General features: G+C 58.4%; 19 protein-coding genes. All 19 read right to left on the bottom strand.

Features of this window, described 5'->3' with window-relative positions; all coding sequences use genetic code 11:
• Window positions 1–3: 3 nt before the first annotated feature.
• On the bottom strand, window positions 4–1,197 hold the full coding sequence (locus CEW87_RS15430) for an acyl-CoA dehydrogenase family protein (RefSeq protein ID WP_108974379.1): 1,194 nt from the start codon (window positions 1,195–1,197) through the stop codon (window positions 4–6).
• A gap of 11 nt (window positions 1,198–1,208) precedes the next feature.
• Complete coding sequence (locus CEW87_RS15425) at window positions 1,209–2,084, bottom strand: nitrilase-related carbon-nitrogen hydrolase (protein WP_108974377.1); 876 nt, start codon at window positions 2,082–2,084, stop codon at window positions 1,209–1,211.
• 62 nt (window positions 2,085–2,146) lie between these two features.
• Complete coding sequence (locus CEW87_RS15420) at window positions 2,147–3,037, bottom strand: glycine betaine ABC transporter substrate-binding protein (RefSeq protein WP_108974375.1); 891 nt, start codon at window positions 3,035–3,037, stop codon at window positions 2,147–2,149.
• Window positions 3,038–3,082: 45 nt separating this feature from the next.
• Window positions 3,083–3,826 carry an ABC transporter permease gene (locus CEW87_RS15415; RefSeq protein ID WP_108974373.1) on the bottom strand — a complete coding sequence of 248 codons (744 nt, stop codon included), beginning with the start codon at window positions 3,824–3,826 and terminating at the stop codon, window positions 3,083–3,085.
• Window positions 3,827–3,828: 2 nt separating this feature from the next.
• Window positions 3,829–4,884, bottom strand: a complete 1,056-nt coding sequence (locus CEW87_RS15410) for an ABC transporter ATP-binding protein (protein WP_199917029.1) — start codon at window positions 4,882–4,884, stop codon at window positions 3,829–3,831.
• A 104-nt stretch (window positions 4,885–4,988) separates the two neighbouring features.
• Window positions 4,989–5,624, bottom strand: a complete 636-nt coding sequence (locus CEW87_RS15405; RefSeq protein ID WP_234421549.1) for an ABC transporter permease — start codon at window positions 5,622–5,624, stop codon at window positions 4,989–4,991.
• A gap of 229 nt (window positions 5,625–5,853) precedes the next feature.
• Complete coding sequence (locus CEW87_RS15400; RefSeq protein ID WP_108974367.1) at window positions 5,854–6,837, bottom strand: GlxA family transcriptional regulator; 984 nt, start codon at window positions 6,835–6,837, stop codon at window positions 5,854–5,856.
• A gap of 270 nt (window positions 6,838–7,107) precedes the next feature.
• On the bottom strand, window positions 7,108–8,040 hold the full coding sequence (locus CEW87_RS15395; protein ID WP_108974365.1) for an electron transfer flavoprotein subunit alpha/FixB family protein: 933 nt from the start codon (window positions 8,038–8,040) through the stop codon (window positions 7,108–7,110).
• Between the two features lies 1 nt (window position 8,041).
• Window positions 8,042–8,791, bottom strand: a complete 750-nt coding sequence (locus CEW87_RS15390) for an electron transfer flavoprotein subunit beta/FixA family protein (protein WP_108974363.1) — start codon at window positions 8,789–8,791, stop codon at window positions 8,042–8,044.
• Window positions 8,792–8,897: 106 nt separating this feature from the next.
• Window positions 8,898–9,674, bottom strand: a complete 777-nt coding sequence (locus CEW87_RS15385; RefSeq protein ID WP_108974361.1) for a ferredoxin--NADP reductase — start codon at window positions 9,672–9,674, stop codon at window positions 8,898–8,900.
• 18 nt (window positions 9,675–9,692) lie between these two features.
• Complete coding sequence (locus CEW87_RS15380) at window positions 9,693–9,998, bottom strand: DUF971 domain-containing protein (protein ID WP_108974359.1); 306 nt, start codon at window positions 9,996–9,998, stop codon at window positions 9,693–9,695.
• Window positions 9,995–10,864: an ABC transporter ATP-binding protein gene (locus tag CEW87_RS15375; RefSeq protein ID WP_108974357.1), complete on the bottom strand. Its 870-nt coding sequence runs from the start codon at window positions 10,862–10,864 to the stop codon at window positions 9,995–9,997. The genes CEW87_RS15380 and CEW87_RS15375 overlap by 4 nt, the downstream gene beginning before the upstream one ends.
• Window positions 10,861–11,658, bottom strand: coding sequence for an ABC transporter permease (locus CEW87_RS15370; RefSeq protein ID WP_199917028.1), 798 nt, complete (start codon window positions 11,656–11,658; stop codon window positions 10,861–10,863). Before CEW87_RS15370 ends, CEW87_RS15375 begins: the two co-directional genes overlap by 4 nt.
• A gap of 201 nt (window positions 11,659–11,859) precedes the next feature.
• Window positions 11,860–13,308: an ABC transporter substrate-binding protein gene (locus CEW87_RS15365; protein ID WP_199917027.1), complete on the bottom strand. Its 1,449-nt coding sequence runs from the start codon at window positions 13,306–13,308 to the stop codon at window positions 11,860–11,862.
• 82 nt (window positions 13,309–13,390) lie between these two features.
• Entirely contained in the window at window positions 13,391–13,726 is a 336-nt protein-coding gene (fdxA, locus tag CEW87_RS15360; protein WP_108974353.1) for a ferredoxin FdxA, read from the bottom strand.
• Between the two features lie 12 nt (window positions 13,727–13,738).
• A complete protein-coding gene (locus CEW87_RS15355) occupies window positions 13,739–14,686 on the bottom strand; it encodes a HEAT repeat domain-containing protein (protein ID WP_108974351.1) in 948 nt (315 codons plus the stop codon).
• 10 nt (window positions 14,687–14,696) lie between these two features.
• Window positions 14,697–14,930: a 4Fe-4S dicluster domain-containing protein gene (locus CEW87_RS15350; protein ID WP_108974349.1), complete on the bottom strand. Its 234-nt coding sequence runs from the start codon at window positions 14,928–14,930 to the stop codon at window positions 14,697–14,699.
• 36 nt (window positions 14,931–14,966) lie between these two features.
• The gene (locus CEW87_RS15345) at window positions 14,967–16,697 is read right to left on the bottom strand and encodes a fumarate reductase/succinate dehydrogenase flavoprotein subunit (protein WP_108974348.1); all 1,731 of its coding nucleotides are present in this window, start codon (window positions 16,695–16,697) and stop codon (window positions 14,967–14,969) included.
• Window positions 16,698–16,786: 89 nt separating this feature from the next.
• Complete coding sequence (locus CEW87_RS15340; protein WP_108974346.1) at window positions 16,787–17,566, bottom strand: GntR family transcriptional regulator; 780 nt, start codon at window positions 17,564–17,566, stop codon at window positions 16,787–16,789.
• Window positions 17,567–17,568 lie beyond the last annotated feature (2 nt).

Genomic DNA, 17,568 nt, shown 5'->3' with positions numbered 1-17,568 from the left:
TGTTTAGAGATTGGGCTTGATCTGGGGGAGATCAACGCTGGCGATCAGGTACTTCACCATCTCGGAGGACCCGCCAACGATTGGCAAGGCGCGGGCGTCGCGATAGAGCTGTTCGGCGCGGCCGTATTCCTTGGTAAGGCCATTCCCGCCCAGGATCTGGACGGTCTGGTCGGCGCAGAAATTGGCTGTCTCCGTCGACACCAGCTTGGCCATGGATGCGGGCTTCATGAGTTCCTTGGCGGACAGCGTGCCTGCGTCATAGAGCTTCGCAGCGCGATAGGTAATCAGTTCGGCGGCGTCTATGCGCCAGCTCATCTCAGCCACCTTGTCCCAGATCAGCTGCTTGCAGCCGAGCTTCTGGCCGAAGCTTTCGCGACGCTGAGCATGTTCGGTTGCGATGGCAAAAGCCGAGCGGGCAACGCCAAGGCCGCTTCCGCCCAGAATCACGCGCTCGAAGTTGAACATGCTGAGCATGATGCGGAAGCCCGCATTCGGTTTGTCCAGCAGATGGTTGGCGGGTACGCGGCAGTCGCTAAACTCGACCTCCCCTACAATGCATCCACGCCGGCCCATGAAGGTGTAGTTGCGCGGGAAGCTGATTCCCTTCGTGTTCTTTGGTACCACCACCGCGCTCATGCCTTTTTGCGGCGGCACTGTTGGGTCGCTGATACCGTAGACGATGTAGGTGTCGGCAACGGAAGCGTTCGAGATGTAGCGTTTGAATCCGTTAATGACCCACTCATCAGTGGCCTCATCAAAGGTGATCGTCGTTTCCATGCCAGCACTGTCGGAACCGACGTTGGGTTCGGTAACACAGATCGCACCGATTTCGGCGCCTTCAATGATGCCGGTCAGGTAGCGCTCACGTACCTCTGGTTGAGCATAACGGTGCAGCGGGTAAGCGCACGAAGTGGCTGTCGCGATCGTTGTGTCGAAAGCATAGTTGATCGCAGCTGCCTCCTCGGAGAGGATGGTGGCGTGAGTAAGGCCCGGGCTTTGCAGCGACCCTTTATAGAGATCACGGAACATCAGCCGCAGGTACCCCGCTTCGCCCAGCGCTCGCACCACGGTCTTCACGGCATCCCAGTCCTCCCGGTCCTCAATCGCCGCAGCCCGTGGAGCCAGTTCGCGTTGCAGGAAGGCACGCACTTCAGCACGGAAGCTGCGATCCTCGTCGTTGAGCAGATAGTCGTTCATCAGTTGATCCTTCATCGTTGTACCGGCGGCAAACCGATCTGTTGCGCGAGACGGCTGATCTCGCGCTGCACGAGATCGAGGTTGCTGTCCCGCACGGTAGGGAGTTGGAAACGTGCCTGGCGAACATCTGCGTAGTCGAGTTCAGCACTGATCAGGCCGACGTGTCCTTCGGGCGCAATCGCGAGCGTCCTGCCATATGGGTCGAGGATGCGCGAGCCGCCCCAGAACACGGCATTGCCTTCGTTGCCGCACCGGTTGGCCATCAAGACGGGTTGGCCATACATCATTGCGTAGAACCGCAATGCCAGATCCCAACCGTCGGGGTTGGAGAACTCGCCGCCTACCGCCCCCAGTGCCGAATTGACCGGGGCCAGCAAGAGCGTTGCCCCGTGGAGCATCGCCAGATGAACCAGCGCCGGATTCCACAGATCGGCACAGGTCAGCAAGCCGGCCTGCCACGGACCGGAAACGGGGAAGGTGTCCACATACCGTCCACCCGCAAACAGCTTGCCCTCTTCCAGGTTGCCGTAGGTCGGCAGGTTCAGCTTGCGATGGACGAACACCACCTCGCCGTCGCGAACCACAGCCATCGCGTTGTAGAGTTGGGCTGCAGCGCCCTCCTCGACAAATCCAAACACCACGTCAATACCTTGCGCTGCATCGGCCAGTTTGCGCACGAGCAGATCGTTGCGGTGCAGCGCGACCTCGGTGACCCGAGCGCCGAGGCTATACCCGGTCAAGGAAAGCTCAGGAAAGAGCAACAGTCCATTGCCCTCGTCTCGCGCCTGCTCGATCAACGCAAGGTGCTGCTCCAGGTTGTGGTTCAGATCGCCGAGGACGCAGTCAGTCTGCGCGACGGCCAGCTTGATGCGGGATTCGATCGCCATGCTATTGCTATTCCAGTTGGATCAAGCCCCGTGGGGCTTGATTAATACAGGAGCTGAGTGGCTCAGATAAGGCCTGCTTCCTTGAGGAAACCCTCGGCTACGTCGCGGATCGCCTTGCGCTCGACATCTACCGAAGCGTTAAGGCGCCCCATGACAGCGTCGTCGAGCTTCGAAGACAGTGCGTTCAGCAACTCACCCAGCTTGGGATGCTTCTCAAGGATTGCGGTCCGAACAACGGGGGTCAGTGCGTACGCGGGGAAGTAACCCTTGTCGTCTTTGAGCACGACAAAGTCGAACGCCGGAATGCGACCATCCGTGACAAACACCAAAGCCACCTCGACCTGATCGTCGCGCAGTGCCTGATAGGTCAACCCGGTATCCATGCGCTTCACACTTGCGCGATCAAACTCGAAACCATAGGCTTTCTGCAGGGGCTTCAGACCATCCGCGCGGGCGGCAAACTCGGCGTTGCACGCAAGGGTTAGCGATTTGCCTCCGTTGATCGCTGCTGCCAGTTCGCTGATTGTGTTGATACCGCGCTTCTTTGCGTCCGCGCGGCGCATCGCCAGACCGTAGGTGTTGTTTGCTTTCGAAGCGTCGAGCCAGGTCAGGCCCTTCTTGGCATCGAGTTCCTTGACCTTGGCGTAGGTGTCTTCCGCTGAAAGACGCTCGGTGACCTTGTTGTAGGTGATGAGCGAGGTGCCTGTGTACTCCCAGTACACGTCGATCTGCCCCGACTCCTGCGCCTGGCGCAGGACAGCACTGCCCATACCTGCGCGGGTATCGACCTCGAAACCCTTCGCCTTCAACAACTGCGAGGTCATCTCGGCCATGAGCTGCTGCTCAGTGAAGTTCTTCCCGCCGACCACGACCGTATCGGCGGCAAAAGTGCTTCCAGCGGTGAGTGCGAAAGCGCTCAGGACCACACCACGGATCATTTTTTGAATATTCATTTGATTTGTCTCCTCGGGTAATTAATCAGATACAGCTAGACGACGTCATCGCAACGGATTGACGCCGCGGGGGATAAAGAGAAATGCCGCGTAGCCGACCAAGGCATCAACAGCGACCGCAAGCGCAGCGGTCGGAATGGCACCGGCGAGCATCATCCCGTTGTCGTTGAGGTCGATGCCTGTGAAGATCAGCTCACCAAGTCCGCCTCCCCCAATAAGGAAGGCCAGCGGAACCGTGCCGACGTTGATGGCAAGTGCTGTACGAACGCCTGCGAACATCACGAACAGGGCATTGGGCAGCTCAACCCGTAGCAGGATCTGTGCAGGCCTCATCCCCATTCCGTTTGCAGCTTCGATCAGGTGGTCTGGCACCGCCGTCAAACCCGAATACGTGTTCCGCACGATATAGAGCAGGGACGCGACCCACAGCGCGAATATCGCGGGCGTCGACCCGATGCCCAGAAAGCTCATTGAAAGGGCGAGTACGGCGAGCGTCGGGATCGTTGTTCCGATGTTCAGCGTCTGCATCAGGCCATCCGCCCAGCGCCGCAGCGCAGGACGACTAAAGAGAACACCAATCGGAATGCCCGCAAGAATGGCGAGCCCGCCAGAGATCAGAGTGAGTTCGATGTGCTGACCCGTGAGGTAGACGATGTCACCCCAATAGGTCGTCAGATCATCAATGAGTCCGGACCGCTGCAACCACACCCCGGCTAGCAACAGCAGGACGGCAGTCAGGTACCGCCCACCCATCCGCAAGCTTGAGAACTTCAAGGATGCACGCGCCATTGCTACACCCCCTGCTCGGCATCGCGATAAGTGCGGCCGAGCGTGTGTGTGATGCCGCGCTGCGTGATGTAGCCCTTGTAGAAACCCTCGTCGTCGACCACCGGAAGCCAGGTCAGATCATGCGCAAACATCTGGGACACGGCAGTACGCAGGTCATCACTCTCGCGCACAGTGGCTTTCAATCCTGAGTGGTGATCGTTGCAAAGCCCCTGCCGACTCTCCGCGACGCTGCGGTAGACGACGCCCTGCGCACGCCCATGAGGCCCGACGACGATCAGGTTCTCGTAGTCGGCGTCATTCATCAGCTTTAGCGCACTGGCAAGGCTGTCCTCCGCCTTGACTCGCGGCGCCTGGGCATCCATCACCTCCCCCACCTTCAGCAAACGCAAGCGCTTGAGTGTTCTGTCGCCTCCGACAAAATCGGCAATGAAGCTGCTTGCTGGATGAGCAAGCACATTGTCAGGCGTGTCAAACTGTTCAAGTTTTCCGGCGCGGAAGATTGCAATCTTGTCGCCCATTTTCACCGCTTCATCAATGTCGTGACTGACGAAGAGAATGGTTTTTCCGAGTTTCTGCTGCATCTTCAGGAACTCGTCCTGAATGATCTCGCGGTTGATCGGGTCGATGGCGCCAAAGGGTTCGTCCATCAGCAGTACAGGGGGATCCGCCGCCAACGCGCGGGCAACGCCGACACGCTGCTGTTGCCCGCCGGAGAGTTCTTTAGGGAAACGCTTGAGAAAAATGGCCGGGTCGAGCGCGACCATTTCCAGCAGCTCCTGCGCCCGTTTCGCGGTGCGCTGACGATCCCAGCCAAGCATTCTGGGCACGACACCGATGTTTTCCTCGATCGTCATGTTCGGAAACAGACCGATCTGCTGAATGACGTAACCGATCTGCCTGCGCAAGGTGATGGTGTCGTAGTCGGTTGTATCCTTTCCGCCGAGAAAGACACGCCCCGAGGTAGGCGGAACAATCCGGTTGACCATCTTCAACGATGTGGTCTTGCCGCATCCGGAGGGACCGAGCAGGATGCAGATTTCGCCCTCCTTGACCTCCATGTTGATGTGGTCTGCGGCAACGGTCGTACCTTCTTTCGTTTCAAATATCTTTGTCAGGTTGTCAAGCCGGATCATGGCGTCGGATCTCCTGTTTATGGTGGGGGTCAGGCGCGCTTCAGCCCGGCAGGGGTGAGCCGGCTCTGTAGCCAGACAAGAAAGAAATCAGCCACGATGGCAAGCAGGCTGACTGCGACTGCGCCAGTAATGAGCTGGCGAGCATCGGTTTGGGAAATTCCGCGACTGATGAAGGTACCGAGACCACCGGCACCGATGTAAGCGGCAATGGCCATGATGCCGATCGACATCACCACCGCGCTGCGGACGCCTCCCATAATGACGGGGATTGCCAACGGGATCTCCACCATGCGCAGACGCTGCAGCGAAGACATACCCATGCCGCGAGCGGCCTCTCGAAGAGCTGGGTCTACGTTGTGTATCGCGGTATAGGTATTGCGGATGATGGGGAGCTGCGAATACAGCAGCACGGCGATCACGGCGGGCACATAACCGATACCGTGACCGACCTTGGAAAGGATCGGGATCATGATTCCGAAAAGCGCAATCGACGGGACCGTCATCATGATCGCTGCGATATACAGCACGATATTGGCGGCTTTATCGTTCTGCGTAATGGCGATGCCGATCGGCACGCCGGTGATGATCGCAAGGCCAATCGCTACGCCCACCAGCGAAATGTGCTCAAGCGTCCGCATCACGATCAGGTCGAAGTTCTCGACCATGAATGTCCATGTTTCCAAGACGGTGTCTCCTCGTTTTGTTGTTTCCTGCCAGGCAACTCTGCCTGTTGTGCGCCAGATCTATCGTCTGGTCGGCAAGTGCATAGTAGGTACAGACGCCAGCTCACAATAGCCTGGAATCGCCACCCAGTAGCCTAATCAGGCCATCTGTGAAATTAACTTGCTCGGAATCGAAAGGAATGGTCGCGACCGAGGCGCGCCAAGGAGAGGATCAACTGCGGCTAGACTCTCGCCGTTGCTGGCTTTCCCGCTCAACCGTCGGGGTATGTCCAAAGTGATTTCGATAGCTCCGGATGAAGTGGGAAGCCGAAGCAAAACCGCAGGCGATACCAATTTCCGCGACAGGCATCGATGTCTGCTGAAGCAACGCGCGCGCCCGCTTTAAGCGCAACTCCATATAGAAGCGGGCCGGCGGCATGTTGAAGTTGTCCTGAAAAAGACGATTCAAATGGCGCAATGACAGCCCGACCTGCTCGGCGACCTGCTGACAACCCAACGTATCCTCAAGGTGCCGCTCCATGCACTCGACGGCATTGATCAGGCAGGGACTGATGACGTCGAGCCGCATACGCAAGGACATTCGTTGCGCTGCAGTGGATTTTCGGATTTCCGGGTGGATGCACTGCTCAGCCACTGCAGAAGCAAGCGTCTGGCCGTGTCGCTGCCCAATAAGATGCATCATCATGTCCAACCCGGCAGAACCTCCCGAGCAGGTCAGACGTTTCCCGTCGATTTCATACAGTTCGCTGGTGACATTGAGACTCGGAAACTCTTCACGAAACCCATCCAGATTCTCCCAATGAATCGTGCAGCGGAAGCCATCAAGTAGCCCCGCTTTTGCAAGGAAGAGGGTTCCGACCGAGGTTGCACCAATATTCAGTCCGCTCGCAGCAAGTTCCCGCAAACGGCGAAGGATGGGTGGGTGGCAATGCTCTCTTGCAGAGATTCCGGCAACGACGATAAGCGTATCCAGCGCCCCGCACTCATCCAGGCGCGCCGTCGGTGAAAACGGAATTCCATTACTCGCCTCTACCGGCTCGTCGTCCGCACTCAGAAGCTTCCATCGATAGAGCTCACGTCCCGCCAGGCGATTGGCGAACCTTAGCGGCTCGAGAACTCCCGATAACGAAAGCATCGAAAAGTTTGGAATCAGCAGGTAGCCAAAGTCGACCACATCGCTCAGTTTCTCAGCCATTGGAGTGGGTACGAGGGATCGCAGCAGGGGTGACTAACCCGTAGATGGTAAATGATCACCATGCACTTCCGCATGACTTCTCGCCACCAGGATGCCTAACGCTCACGTACCTCAGGGGGAAACTTGATTGACTTGTTCATGGCTCCATCTTCTCAAGAGTTAGAGCCTCCATCCAACCCGGGGCGATTCAAAAAAGGCGGGTAGCCGGATGATCGGGGGGGAGCCGATCAGCGGCTACTGGGGCGGACGAGAGCAATAAAGGAAGGAGGCTCAGCCCAACGTCATTGTCAGTTCTGGCACCACATTAAACAGATCGCCCACCAGACCATAGTCGGCCACCTGGAAGATCGGCGCTTCCGGATCCTTGTTGATCGCCACGATCACCTTGGAGTCCTTCATCCCGGCCAGGTGCTGGATCGCACCCGAGATACCCACCGCGATGTAGAGCTGCGGGGCGACGATCTTGCCGGTCTGACCGACCTGGTAGTCGTTGGGCACGTAGCCGGCGTCGACCGCGGCACGGCTGGCGCCGAGGGCGGCACCGAGCTTGTCGGCCAGCGGCTCGAGCATGGCGTGGTAGTTCTCGCCACTGCCCACACCGCGACCACCGGAGACGATGATCTTGGCCGCGCCCAGTTCAGGACGGGCGCTCTTGACGATCTCGCGGCTCACCAGCGTGGCCATACCGAGGTCGGCCGGCGCGGTGACGGCTTCGACGGCAGCAGCACCGCCCTCGCCCGCCGCTTCAAACGCGGTGGTCCGCACCGTGATGAGCTTGATCGCGTCCGCACTCTTTACCGTGGCCAGCGCGTTGCCGGCGTAGATCGGGCGCACGAAGGTGTCGGCATCTTCGATGGCGACGATGTCGCTGATCTGGGCCACGTCCAGCTGTGCCGCCACGCGCGGCAGCATGTTCTTGCCCGCGCTGCTGGCCGGCACCAGGATGTGGCTGTAGCCCGAGGCCAGACCCTTCACCAGTTCGGCAACGTTCTCGGCGGTCTGTGCTTCAAGGTGGGCGGCGTCGGCCACCAGCACCTTGGCCACACCGGCGATCTTCGCTGCGGCTTCGGCCGCTGCACCGCAGGCACTGCCGGCGACCAGCACGTGCACGTCGCTGCCAAGCGCTGCGGCGGCGGTGACGGTGTTGAGGGTGGCTGCCTTGATGGCCTGATTGTCGTGTTCGGCAATTACAAGAATGGACATGTCAGATCACCTTCGCTTCGTTCTTGAGTTTCTCGACCAGCTGGGCCACGTCGGCCACGCGCACACCGGCGCTGCGCTTGGGCGGCTCGGAGACCTTGAGCGTGGTGAGGCGCGGGGCCACATCCACGCCGAGGTCGGCCGGCTTCACCGTCTCGAGCGGCTTCTTCTTGGCCTTCATGATGTTGGGCAGCGTGGCGTAGCGCGGCTCGTTCAGGCGCAGGTCGGTGGTCACCACCGCCGGCAGCGAGATCGCCAGGGTCTCCAGACCGCCGTCGATTTCACGCATCACGTTGGCCTTGCCGTCAGCCAGCGTCAGCTTGGAGGCAAACGTGGCCTGCGGCCAGCCATTGAGCGCCGCCAGCATCTGACCGGTCTGGTTGGCATCGTCGTCGATCGCCTGCTTGCCGCAGATCACCAGCGTCGGGCCTTCCTTGTCGCACACGGCCTTGAGCAGCTTGGCCACGGCCAGCGGCTGCAGCTCGACATCGGTCTCGACCAGAATGCCGCGGTCCGCACCAATGGCCATCGCAGCGCGCACTGTTTCCTGACATGCCGTCACGCCGCACGACACCACCACCACTTCGGTGGCCACGCCGGCTTCTTTCAGACGCACCGCCTCTTCAACCGCGATCTCGTCGAACGGGTTCATGCTCATCTTGACGTTGGCGATGTCCACACCGCTACCGTCCGCCTTGACGCGGACCTTCACGTTGTAATCAACAACGCGTTTGACCGGGACCAGAATCTTCAAGTCTCTCTCCTCAACGCAATTGAAATTCTTTGGCCCGCATTTGCCTTTACGAGGTGCGGGCGCGCCAGACACCTGGGGTCCGACCTTGCGGTCCCCAGGTGTCTGATTACTTCTCGGCGAAAGCCCGTTCGATCACGTAATCCCCACGCTCGCCCTGGCGAGGACTGATGTGAAAGCCGCGGCCATCGAGCAAGCTACAGGCATCAGCAAGCATTGCCGGACTGCCGCAGATCATTGCGCGATCTTGGGCACCATCCAGCACTGGCAGACCGAGGTCGGAGCACAGCTTTCCCGACTCAAGCAGATCAGTAAGCCGACCCTGATTGCGGAAGGGCTCCCTTGTTACGGTTGGGTAATACAGGAGTTTTTCGCGGACAATCTCACCAAGGAACTCATCTCGTGGTAACTCTCGCTCGATATAGTCGACGTACGCGAGTTCGCTGACCTGGCGCACCCCGTGCACCAGCACTACGCGCTCGAACCGCTCGTAGGTGTCCGGGTCACGAATAATGCTCATGAACGGTGCAAGCCCCGTACCGGTGGCAAGCAAGTACAGGTTACGTCCATCATTCAGATCATCGATCACAAGCGTTCCAACCGGCTTACTGCCAACGATGAGTTCATCACCCGGTTTCAGATGCTGGAGACGCGAGGTCAGCGGCCCGTTCGGCACCTTGATGCTGAAGAATTCCAGATGCTCATCGTAATTTGCACTGGCGATACTGTATGCACGCAGCAACGGTTTGCCCTCGTTCTGCAGCCCGATCATGACGAAGTGACCATTGCGAAACCGCAGGCCAGGATTGCGCGAGGTACGGAAGCTGAACAGCGAGTCGTTCCAGTGATGAACATGCAGCACACGTTCAACCGAAAGATTGCTCATGATTATTTCCTCTTGATGTCAGGCGCACTCTTCGCCGAGTTCGCGCAGATAGGACCAGGGATAGATGCCGCGGTCGTGACCGTCGGCGAAAACCAAATTGAGAGCACCATCGGCAACCGGCCGGATCTCAACCAGTGCCGACGGCGGATCAGGCAGTTGCCCCGTGCGCTGTCGCTGAGTACACGCTGCGCAACGACAGCGCTGACGCAGGTCGGCATGGCGGAGTGAGCTGACCGCACCGTCGTGCCATTCAATCACCAGCAAGCCTGACAGGCGCCGGTCGGTAACATGGACCGGAATACAGGAGGGGGCGAGCGTGCTCATATCACCGTACTCACGCTCTTGCCTGCCAGGTGCCAGTCCTGCCCGAGCCCCCCGTCCTTGAGCTCACCGCCCATTGCAGCCAGACTCTCCTCACGTATCAACGTCTTCAGCTGTCTGTGCAGGGCCATGAAGGTCGGTGATGAGGTCATTTCCGGCGTCCGAGGGCGTGGCAGCGGAATTGGGATTTCTGCCTTGATCCGGCCTGGACGTGCCGTCATCACATAAACCTTGTCCGACAGAAAGATCGACTCCTCAATGTCATGGGTGATGAAAAGCACTGACAGCCGCAACTGCTGCCACATGTTGGTGAGAATCTCCTGCATCACTACACGGGTTTGCGAATCCAGCGCGCCGAAAGGCTCGTCCATCAGCAATACCTGTGGCCCGGTCGCAAGCGCACGGACAATACCCACACGCTGCTTCATGCCGCCCGAAAGCTGGTCAGGATAGTGATTCTCAAACGACAGCAGCCCAGCAAGTCCAAGTAGCGTGCGTGCTTTGGTTTCACGTTCAGACCGGCCCATGCCCTGCATCTTCAGACCGAACTCAACGTTCTCGCGCACCTTCATCCACGGAAACAAGGAGTACTGTTGAAACACGACGCCTCGTTCCGCCCCTGGCCCGCTGATCGGAAGACCATCGACGGTAGCGCCACCTGCGCTCGGTTTCAGGAAGCCCGCGACGATATTGAGGAGGGTCGATTTGCCACAGCCTGACGGCCCAACAACCGATACAAACTCGCCCGGTTTCACGTCCAAAGTAACCCCACGTACCGCGTCGAGTGCTGCGCCGTTCTGAGTAAAACGAACGCCGATGTCGCGCAGCTCGATATGACCCTTGGCCACACTTTCTTCGCTTGCCATCATGTGCTCTCCTTGGTTCCTGTGCGCTGCCACGGCATTAGAAGACGCGCCAGCATGCGAATGCCGCCGCTACATATCAGGCCGAGGACGCCAATCACCAGCATGCCGATCACGATGTGGGGATACTCGATCAGGGAGTAGGCCTCCCAGGTGAAATAGCCCACGCCGAACTGACCGGAAATCATCTCTGCTGCAATTAAGGACACCCAAGCCACCCCCATACCCACCGCCAGGCCGGTAAAGATGTGTGGAAGAGCACCAGGCAACACGACCCGGGTCATCAGCGCCCACTCTCCTGCCCCCAAACAGCGTGCAGCACGAATCAGAACTGGATCGACTGCAGTCACCCCATGCAGGGTGTTGAGGAGGATGGGAAAAAATGCCCCAATGAAGGTGATGAAGATGATGCTGCTCTCGGTCGAGGGCCATAACATGATCGAGATAGGCACCCATGCAATCGCCGGGATTGGACGTAGCACTTCCAGCGCGGGAAAGACCAACCCCTTGAGCAGTGCATGGCGTCCGCACAGCAGCCCTAAGACCACGCCAAGGAATGTCGCGATGCAGAAGCCAAGCATGATGCGCTGCAGACTGATACCGATATTGGCCTGAAACTTCGCACTGCCGACAAGGCCCATGAACTCACGGTAGACCTCCCCGGGCGCTGGTACATTGGTGAAACGAATGTAGAAGTCCCAGCGGTACTCCGTGCCTAGATACCAGAATCCGACAAGCAGACCAATCGACAGCAGGCTCAGCATCAGAGAACCGATCTGAACACGCAGCTTGCCACTCATGCCTCCCCGGACCATGGGCGGGACACTGGTTTGCACATCGGCCTGGTCAGAACCAGTATCGATGAGCTTGATTGCCAGCGGCGAGCTCGTGGAGTCCTCTACCACGCGGGGGCCCGCGGGCTGTACTGCCGACTCCGCGGCAGTACAGCCCGCAACCTGGGGATCGGCAAGCGATCTCATCCTGATTGCGGAGGACATGGCTCAGCCCCCTACTACAGCAAGGGCAAGAGCGTCTTCATAGCTGCCTACCTTGCCACCGTTAGCTGAGGCATGGGTCTCGGCATCTTTCTTGAGCAAGAAGGGTACGATTACCGGCTTGCCATCCTTGGTGCCAAGCGCATAGAACGCCTTATCTGCAAAGAGTTTAATCTTCGTGGTGTAGTCGAACACAAACGCGACGCCAACCTTCTTACCCTCCGCTCCGGCCTTTTTCACTGCTGCCAGTGTGCAGCCAGCCGACTTGTAAGCAGTAATGCCGTCGCCATCGATCCAGACCTCACCCGCTTCACGCGGACGTTCGATCTTGCCGCCGCACAGCGGATCGGTGCCACTGATTTCGTAGTTGGCAAAACTCGCGCGTTGCTTGTCGTAGTCGTATCCAAGCTCTTTGAAGGCCTGTCGCACATAAGTCTCGTCAGCCCAGGCATCAGCATTCAACGCCTTCACCCGACCCATGCGGTCCAGTACGCCGTGATCGTACTTAACAGTTTCGATCCACTTTGGCTTGATCGTTGGGTCGAGCGTATGAACACCCGAGGGTCCAAGGAACATGTAGGCCACTTCCTTCTCGACCCGGGTCCATTCGGCAATCTTGGTAGCCGCTTCCACGGGGTTCTTGCGCACCCACTCATTCGCCTCCATCAATGCCTTGATGTAGGCCACCACGACCTCGGGGTACTTAGTCGCGAAATCCTCGCGCACGACCACACCATGGAAGGTGGGTACCTTTGTTTCCACACCATCGAAGATCTTGCGAGCGAAACCGCGGTAGGGCAGCAACTCCGCAAACGGTACGAAGTCGGCGTGCCCGTCGATTCGCTGCTCCTGCAGGCTGGATGTACCGACTTCCGGACTCTGGCTTGAGAGCTCAAAATCCTCCGCCTTCCAGCCCTTGTCCTCAAGCGCCTTGAGCAGCATGCCATGAGCCGCAGAGCCGAAAGGAACCGAGAGCTTCTTGCCCTTGAGGTCGGCCAACTCGTAGTACGGGGAGTCCTTATGCACCACCACCCCGTTGCCAGCGCCATCGGCATTGTAGGCAATCAATGCAACCAACCTGCTCTTGGTGCCGTTGCCGTTCTGGAAAGTTGCTCCATTCACCAGCAATGGATAGTCGCCCATCATTCCGATCTGCAGGGTATTGGCTACCATGCCGTTGGTGACCGGAGGCCCTGACGAGAAGTTCTGCCACTCAAGTTTGAACTGCGTATCCTTGTATTTGCCGGTCTTCGGCAGGTGCTTTTCGAGCAGACCAAGCTCCTTAAGCACAATGCCACCGGTCACAGTATTGGTTGTCGTGTTCTGCGTGCCGATGCCGATTGTGACTACTTCGGCTACGGCGGGCATCGAAAGCACACACCCAAGGGCAAAAACACCCAGGAGGTTGCAGTAGGCCTTCTTCTTAGTCACCGTGTTGCTGGAATGTGCGTTCATGTTTGTGCGTCCTTTTCCAGTGAATCTGTTGGGGAGATACGGGTTTCTTGGAGTTGGGGCTGGGGTTGGTGAATCGATGTGTTCAGATAACTGCGCTTTCATCGAGGAACTGCCGCTTGGACTTCACTTCCGCCCAAACCTCGGCATCGGCCATTGGTTCGCGCGCATCAGTGATTACTGGCCACTCGGCTGCCAGACGGGCATTGATCTCAATGAACTCAAGTTGGTCCGGCGCCAGATCGGCCGCATCGTAGATGGCTCCAATCGGACACTCAGGCACACACACGCCGCAATCGATACAACCGTCAGGATTGATGACGAGGAAGTTCGGCCCCTCATGAAAGCAATCCACCGGGCATACGGACACACAGTCGGTGTACTTGCAGCGCACGCAGGCTTCGGTAACGACAAAGGTCATCTCGGTGCGCTCCTATTTACAGGCCAGACCGATTGCCGTCAGCGCAAGACGGGATAGCTTGCGCACATCAGGATCCGGGTCGTCCAGCGTTCTTTCGAGCGCGGGAATCGCACGCGGATCACCGATCTCTCCAAGCGCAATGGCAGCCTCCTTGCGCAAGTTGCTGATCGAGTGCGACAGTGCATCGACCAATGCGGGCAGAGCTCCCACCGCTTTGAGCAACCCGAGACTGCGCGCGGCCTTGACCCGTACCTGCCAGTAAGCATCGTCCATGGCCTTGACCAAGTCGGGAATCGCTGGCCCCAGCCCGAGCTTGCCAATAGTCTGGGCCGCCTCGTCGCGCACCATCCAGGCGCTGTCGTCCAGCGCCCGCGTCAATGCCGGCAAGACGCTGATCTCAGAGGTGTAGCCAAGCGCTCCCACCGCAATTCGGCGCACTTCTGCATCTGGGTCGTGAGCGGCCACTTCAGCGAGATCACCAACGGCTTCTTGCCGACGCAGGTAACCAAGCACCCCCACAGCCTCTCGTCGCACGCCTGGGTCTGGGTCGCGCAGTGAAGCCAGTGCCGGTTCAAATGCTTCGCTCACGCGCAATGCTCGCACCGCACGAAACGCAAGCATGCGAACAACCGCGGACTGGCCAACCAGATAGGGCAGCAGATACTCGGCCGAGGCGCTGTCCTTAAGTTCAGCCAGGACTTCGCCAGCAGCGTCGCGCACCGCAACGTCCTCATCGAGCAGGCGGGCCGCGAGCGCAGCAACGACCTCCGGCTCTTCGAAGCCTTCGAGCGCACGTACTGCCTCGGCGCGTACTTCCGCCGCGCTGTCGGTCAGGCACGGTAGCAAGAACGGAACAATCTCGTCTTCGTCGCTATACGGCAGATCAATGACCGCAAGGCGGCGTACCTCGGCATCGGCACTTGCAAGACGCTCGGTCATGGAATTCACGCTCATCGTCATGGTCGGCTCCTCAGCGCAGCAGATAGGGAATGCTGACCTCGACTGCTCCGGTGGGGCAGTCCGTTTCGCACGGCAGGCAATACCAGCATTCGTCGAACTTCATGAATGCCTTCTTCGTGACCATATCGATGGCCAGCACGTCGAGCGGACACACATCCACACAAACGGTGCAGCCCTTCTCGGCGATGCACTTGTCTTCGTGCACAATGACCGGTGCCTGGGTAAGGGTCGTAGCAATGCTCATGTCTTTATCCTCTGTACTTGGGTCGGGGGTATCCGCTCAGGCGGCTTCGGCTTTACGCTCTACACGCAGGCGCTGATACGCATCGCGCTCTTCCTTGTCGATGGCAACGATGTATGGCTCGACGGCCTTCTTGCGCATCGTCATCCGACCGTCATCACCCTTACTCAGCAAGGTATGACAGAACCAGTTCTCGTCATCGCGCTCAGGGTGATCCACACAGTGGTGGTAGAGGCCCCAACGGCTCTCTTCACGGAACATCGACGAACGTGCAGCCATTTCGGCGCAATCGATGATCGAGTAAGCCTCCATTGCCCGCATCAGTTCGTGAGGGTTGGTCGCCACCATGGCCTCTGCGTCTTCACGTACCTCGTCGAAGCGGCGCAAACCGATCTCATACTTCTGCGTAATCTTGGGTGGCTGCAGGTAGTCATTGACCAGGCGGCGGGTCTTGTACTCGATCTGGAACGGCGTCAGGCCATCTGTACGCTCAAGCGGCGCAACCACCCTTGCACGCTCTGCAGCAACAGCAGCTTCATCCACCGCGGCAGCCGGAGTCTCCCCGCAGTACTCGGCCGCGTTATGGCCACAGATCCGCCCGTAGACGAATGCCCCAAGCATGTAGTTGTGTGGCACGCTCGCGCAGTCACCTGCAGCATAGAGACCAGGGACCGAGGTCTCCCCACGTGCATTTGTCCAGATTCCAGATGCGCTGTGACCACTGCAGAAGCCGATTTCCGAGATATGCATCTCGATCATCTGTTTGCGATAGTCGTTGCCGCGGTTCTCGTGGAAGCGCCCGCGACTGGGTCGCTCATTGGAATGCAGGATGTGTTCGATCTCTCCGATGGTCTCCTCAGCGAGGTGGTCCAGTTTGAGGAAGACCGGACCGTTGCCGCTCTGCAGTTCCTTATAGAACTCGAGCATCATCTGACCGCTCCAGTAGTCACACTCAATGAAGCGCTCGCCCTTGGCATTGGCGGTGTAGCCGCCGAACGGTCCGGTAACGTAGGCACAGGCCGGACCGTTGTAATCCTTGATCAGCGGGTTGATCTGGAAACACTCAAGGTTAGCCAGCGCAGCACCAGCGTGGTAAGCCATGGCATGACCATCACCGGAGTTGGTCGGATTCTCGTAGGTACCCATCAGGTAGCCCGACGCGGGTAGTCCGATCCGACCTGCAGCGCCGGTGGTGATGACAGCTGCCTTGCAGCGGATTACGTAAAAATCTGCGGTGCGACAATCGAATCCCATTACACCAACAACCTCGCCCGCCGTACCAGTCAGCAGACGGGTAACGACTACGCGGTTCGTAATTTCGACTCTGGCCCGTTTCAACTGTCGATAGAGGATCCGCTTCATGTGATGCCCTTCAGGCATCGGCAATACGTAACTGCCGAGGTGATGGACTTTGCGCACGGCGTAGTCGCCGGTCTCGTCTTTCTCGAACTTCACCCCCCAACGATCAAGCTCCTGAATCATGTCAAAACTGTTGGCGGCATAGGCCATCACCGCCTCCTGATCGACAATGCCGTCGTTGGCAATCGTAATTTCCTTAACGTACTGCTCCGGCGTTGCATGCCCGGGAATAACAGCATTGTTAAGGCCGTCCATGCCCATCGAGATAGCCCCGCTACGCTTGACGTGAGCCTTGTCAATCAGCAAGACCTTCAGATTCGGGTTCTTTTCCTTTGCTTTTACTGCCGCCATCGGGCCACCGGTGCCACCACCGATCACCACCAGGTCGAATTCCATATCGATTCTTTTCATGATTGCTCCTTGGGGTTGGGAGTGCCTTACTAACCTCACTACTTGCAATGCTTCGGTGATCAGGCGAAGCAGTGCATTGGGTCCTGCATTTAACTTCTGTCGATACGCAGTCGATACTGGAAGGCATCGCCGCGGTAATAAAGAAACTCGAAATCCACAGGCACGTCGCCGGCGTAGGTCATGCGCTCCATTCTCAGCAACGGCGAACCCTCAGCAATACCCAGATGACGCGCTAGAGATTCATCAGCGCAAATTGCCTCGATCTGGAGATCGGCATGAGTGAGATTCAAATCGAAATCGTTCTCCAGAATCACGAAAATATCGCGCGCAGCCAGGTCTTCCTGTACAAGACGCCTTCCGATGTCGATGGGGAAATAGCTGACATCAACTGAGATCGGCTCCCGATTCAGATAGCGCAATCGCTGTATTTCAAACACCTGAGTGCCAGGCTTGATAGAGAACTGTTGTGCAACGACTATGCTGGCCTCGGTTTCCCGCGCACTCATTAAGAGTGAATAAGTCTCATAACCCGACGGCGACATCGCTTCACCAAATCCCTGCAGGCGCGAAAGACTTTGAAATGCCTTGGGCTTCGCAACAAAACTTCCCTTGCCCATAACCTTGAAGATCAGGCCTTCCTTTTGCAGATCTCCCAACGCCTGACGAATGGTGATCCGGCTCACACTGAACAAGTTCATCATCTGGCTTTCTGATGGCATCTGCGAATGCGGCGGATAGGTTCCATCAAGAATCTGACGCCTCAATACCTCACGTATCTGCGTATGAAGCGGAACAGGTGAAATCGCGGTTACACCACTTGCACTGCCATCTCCGGCCGAACCTCGGTGCACTTTCTTCGCTTGAGACATAT

This window comes from Parazoarcus communis (genome assembly GCF_003111665.1).
In the GTDB taxonomy this organism is placed as follows: domain Bacteria; phylum Pseudomonadota; class Gammaproteobacteria; order Burkholderiales; family Rhodocyclaceae; genus Parazoarcus; species Parazoarcus communis_B.
The sequence above is the reverse complement of the archived record's forward strand: the minus strand, read 5'-3'. Positions and strand labels throughout refer to the sequence as shown.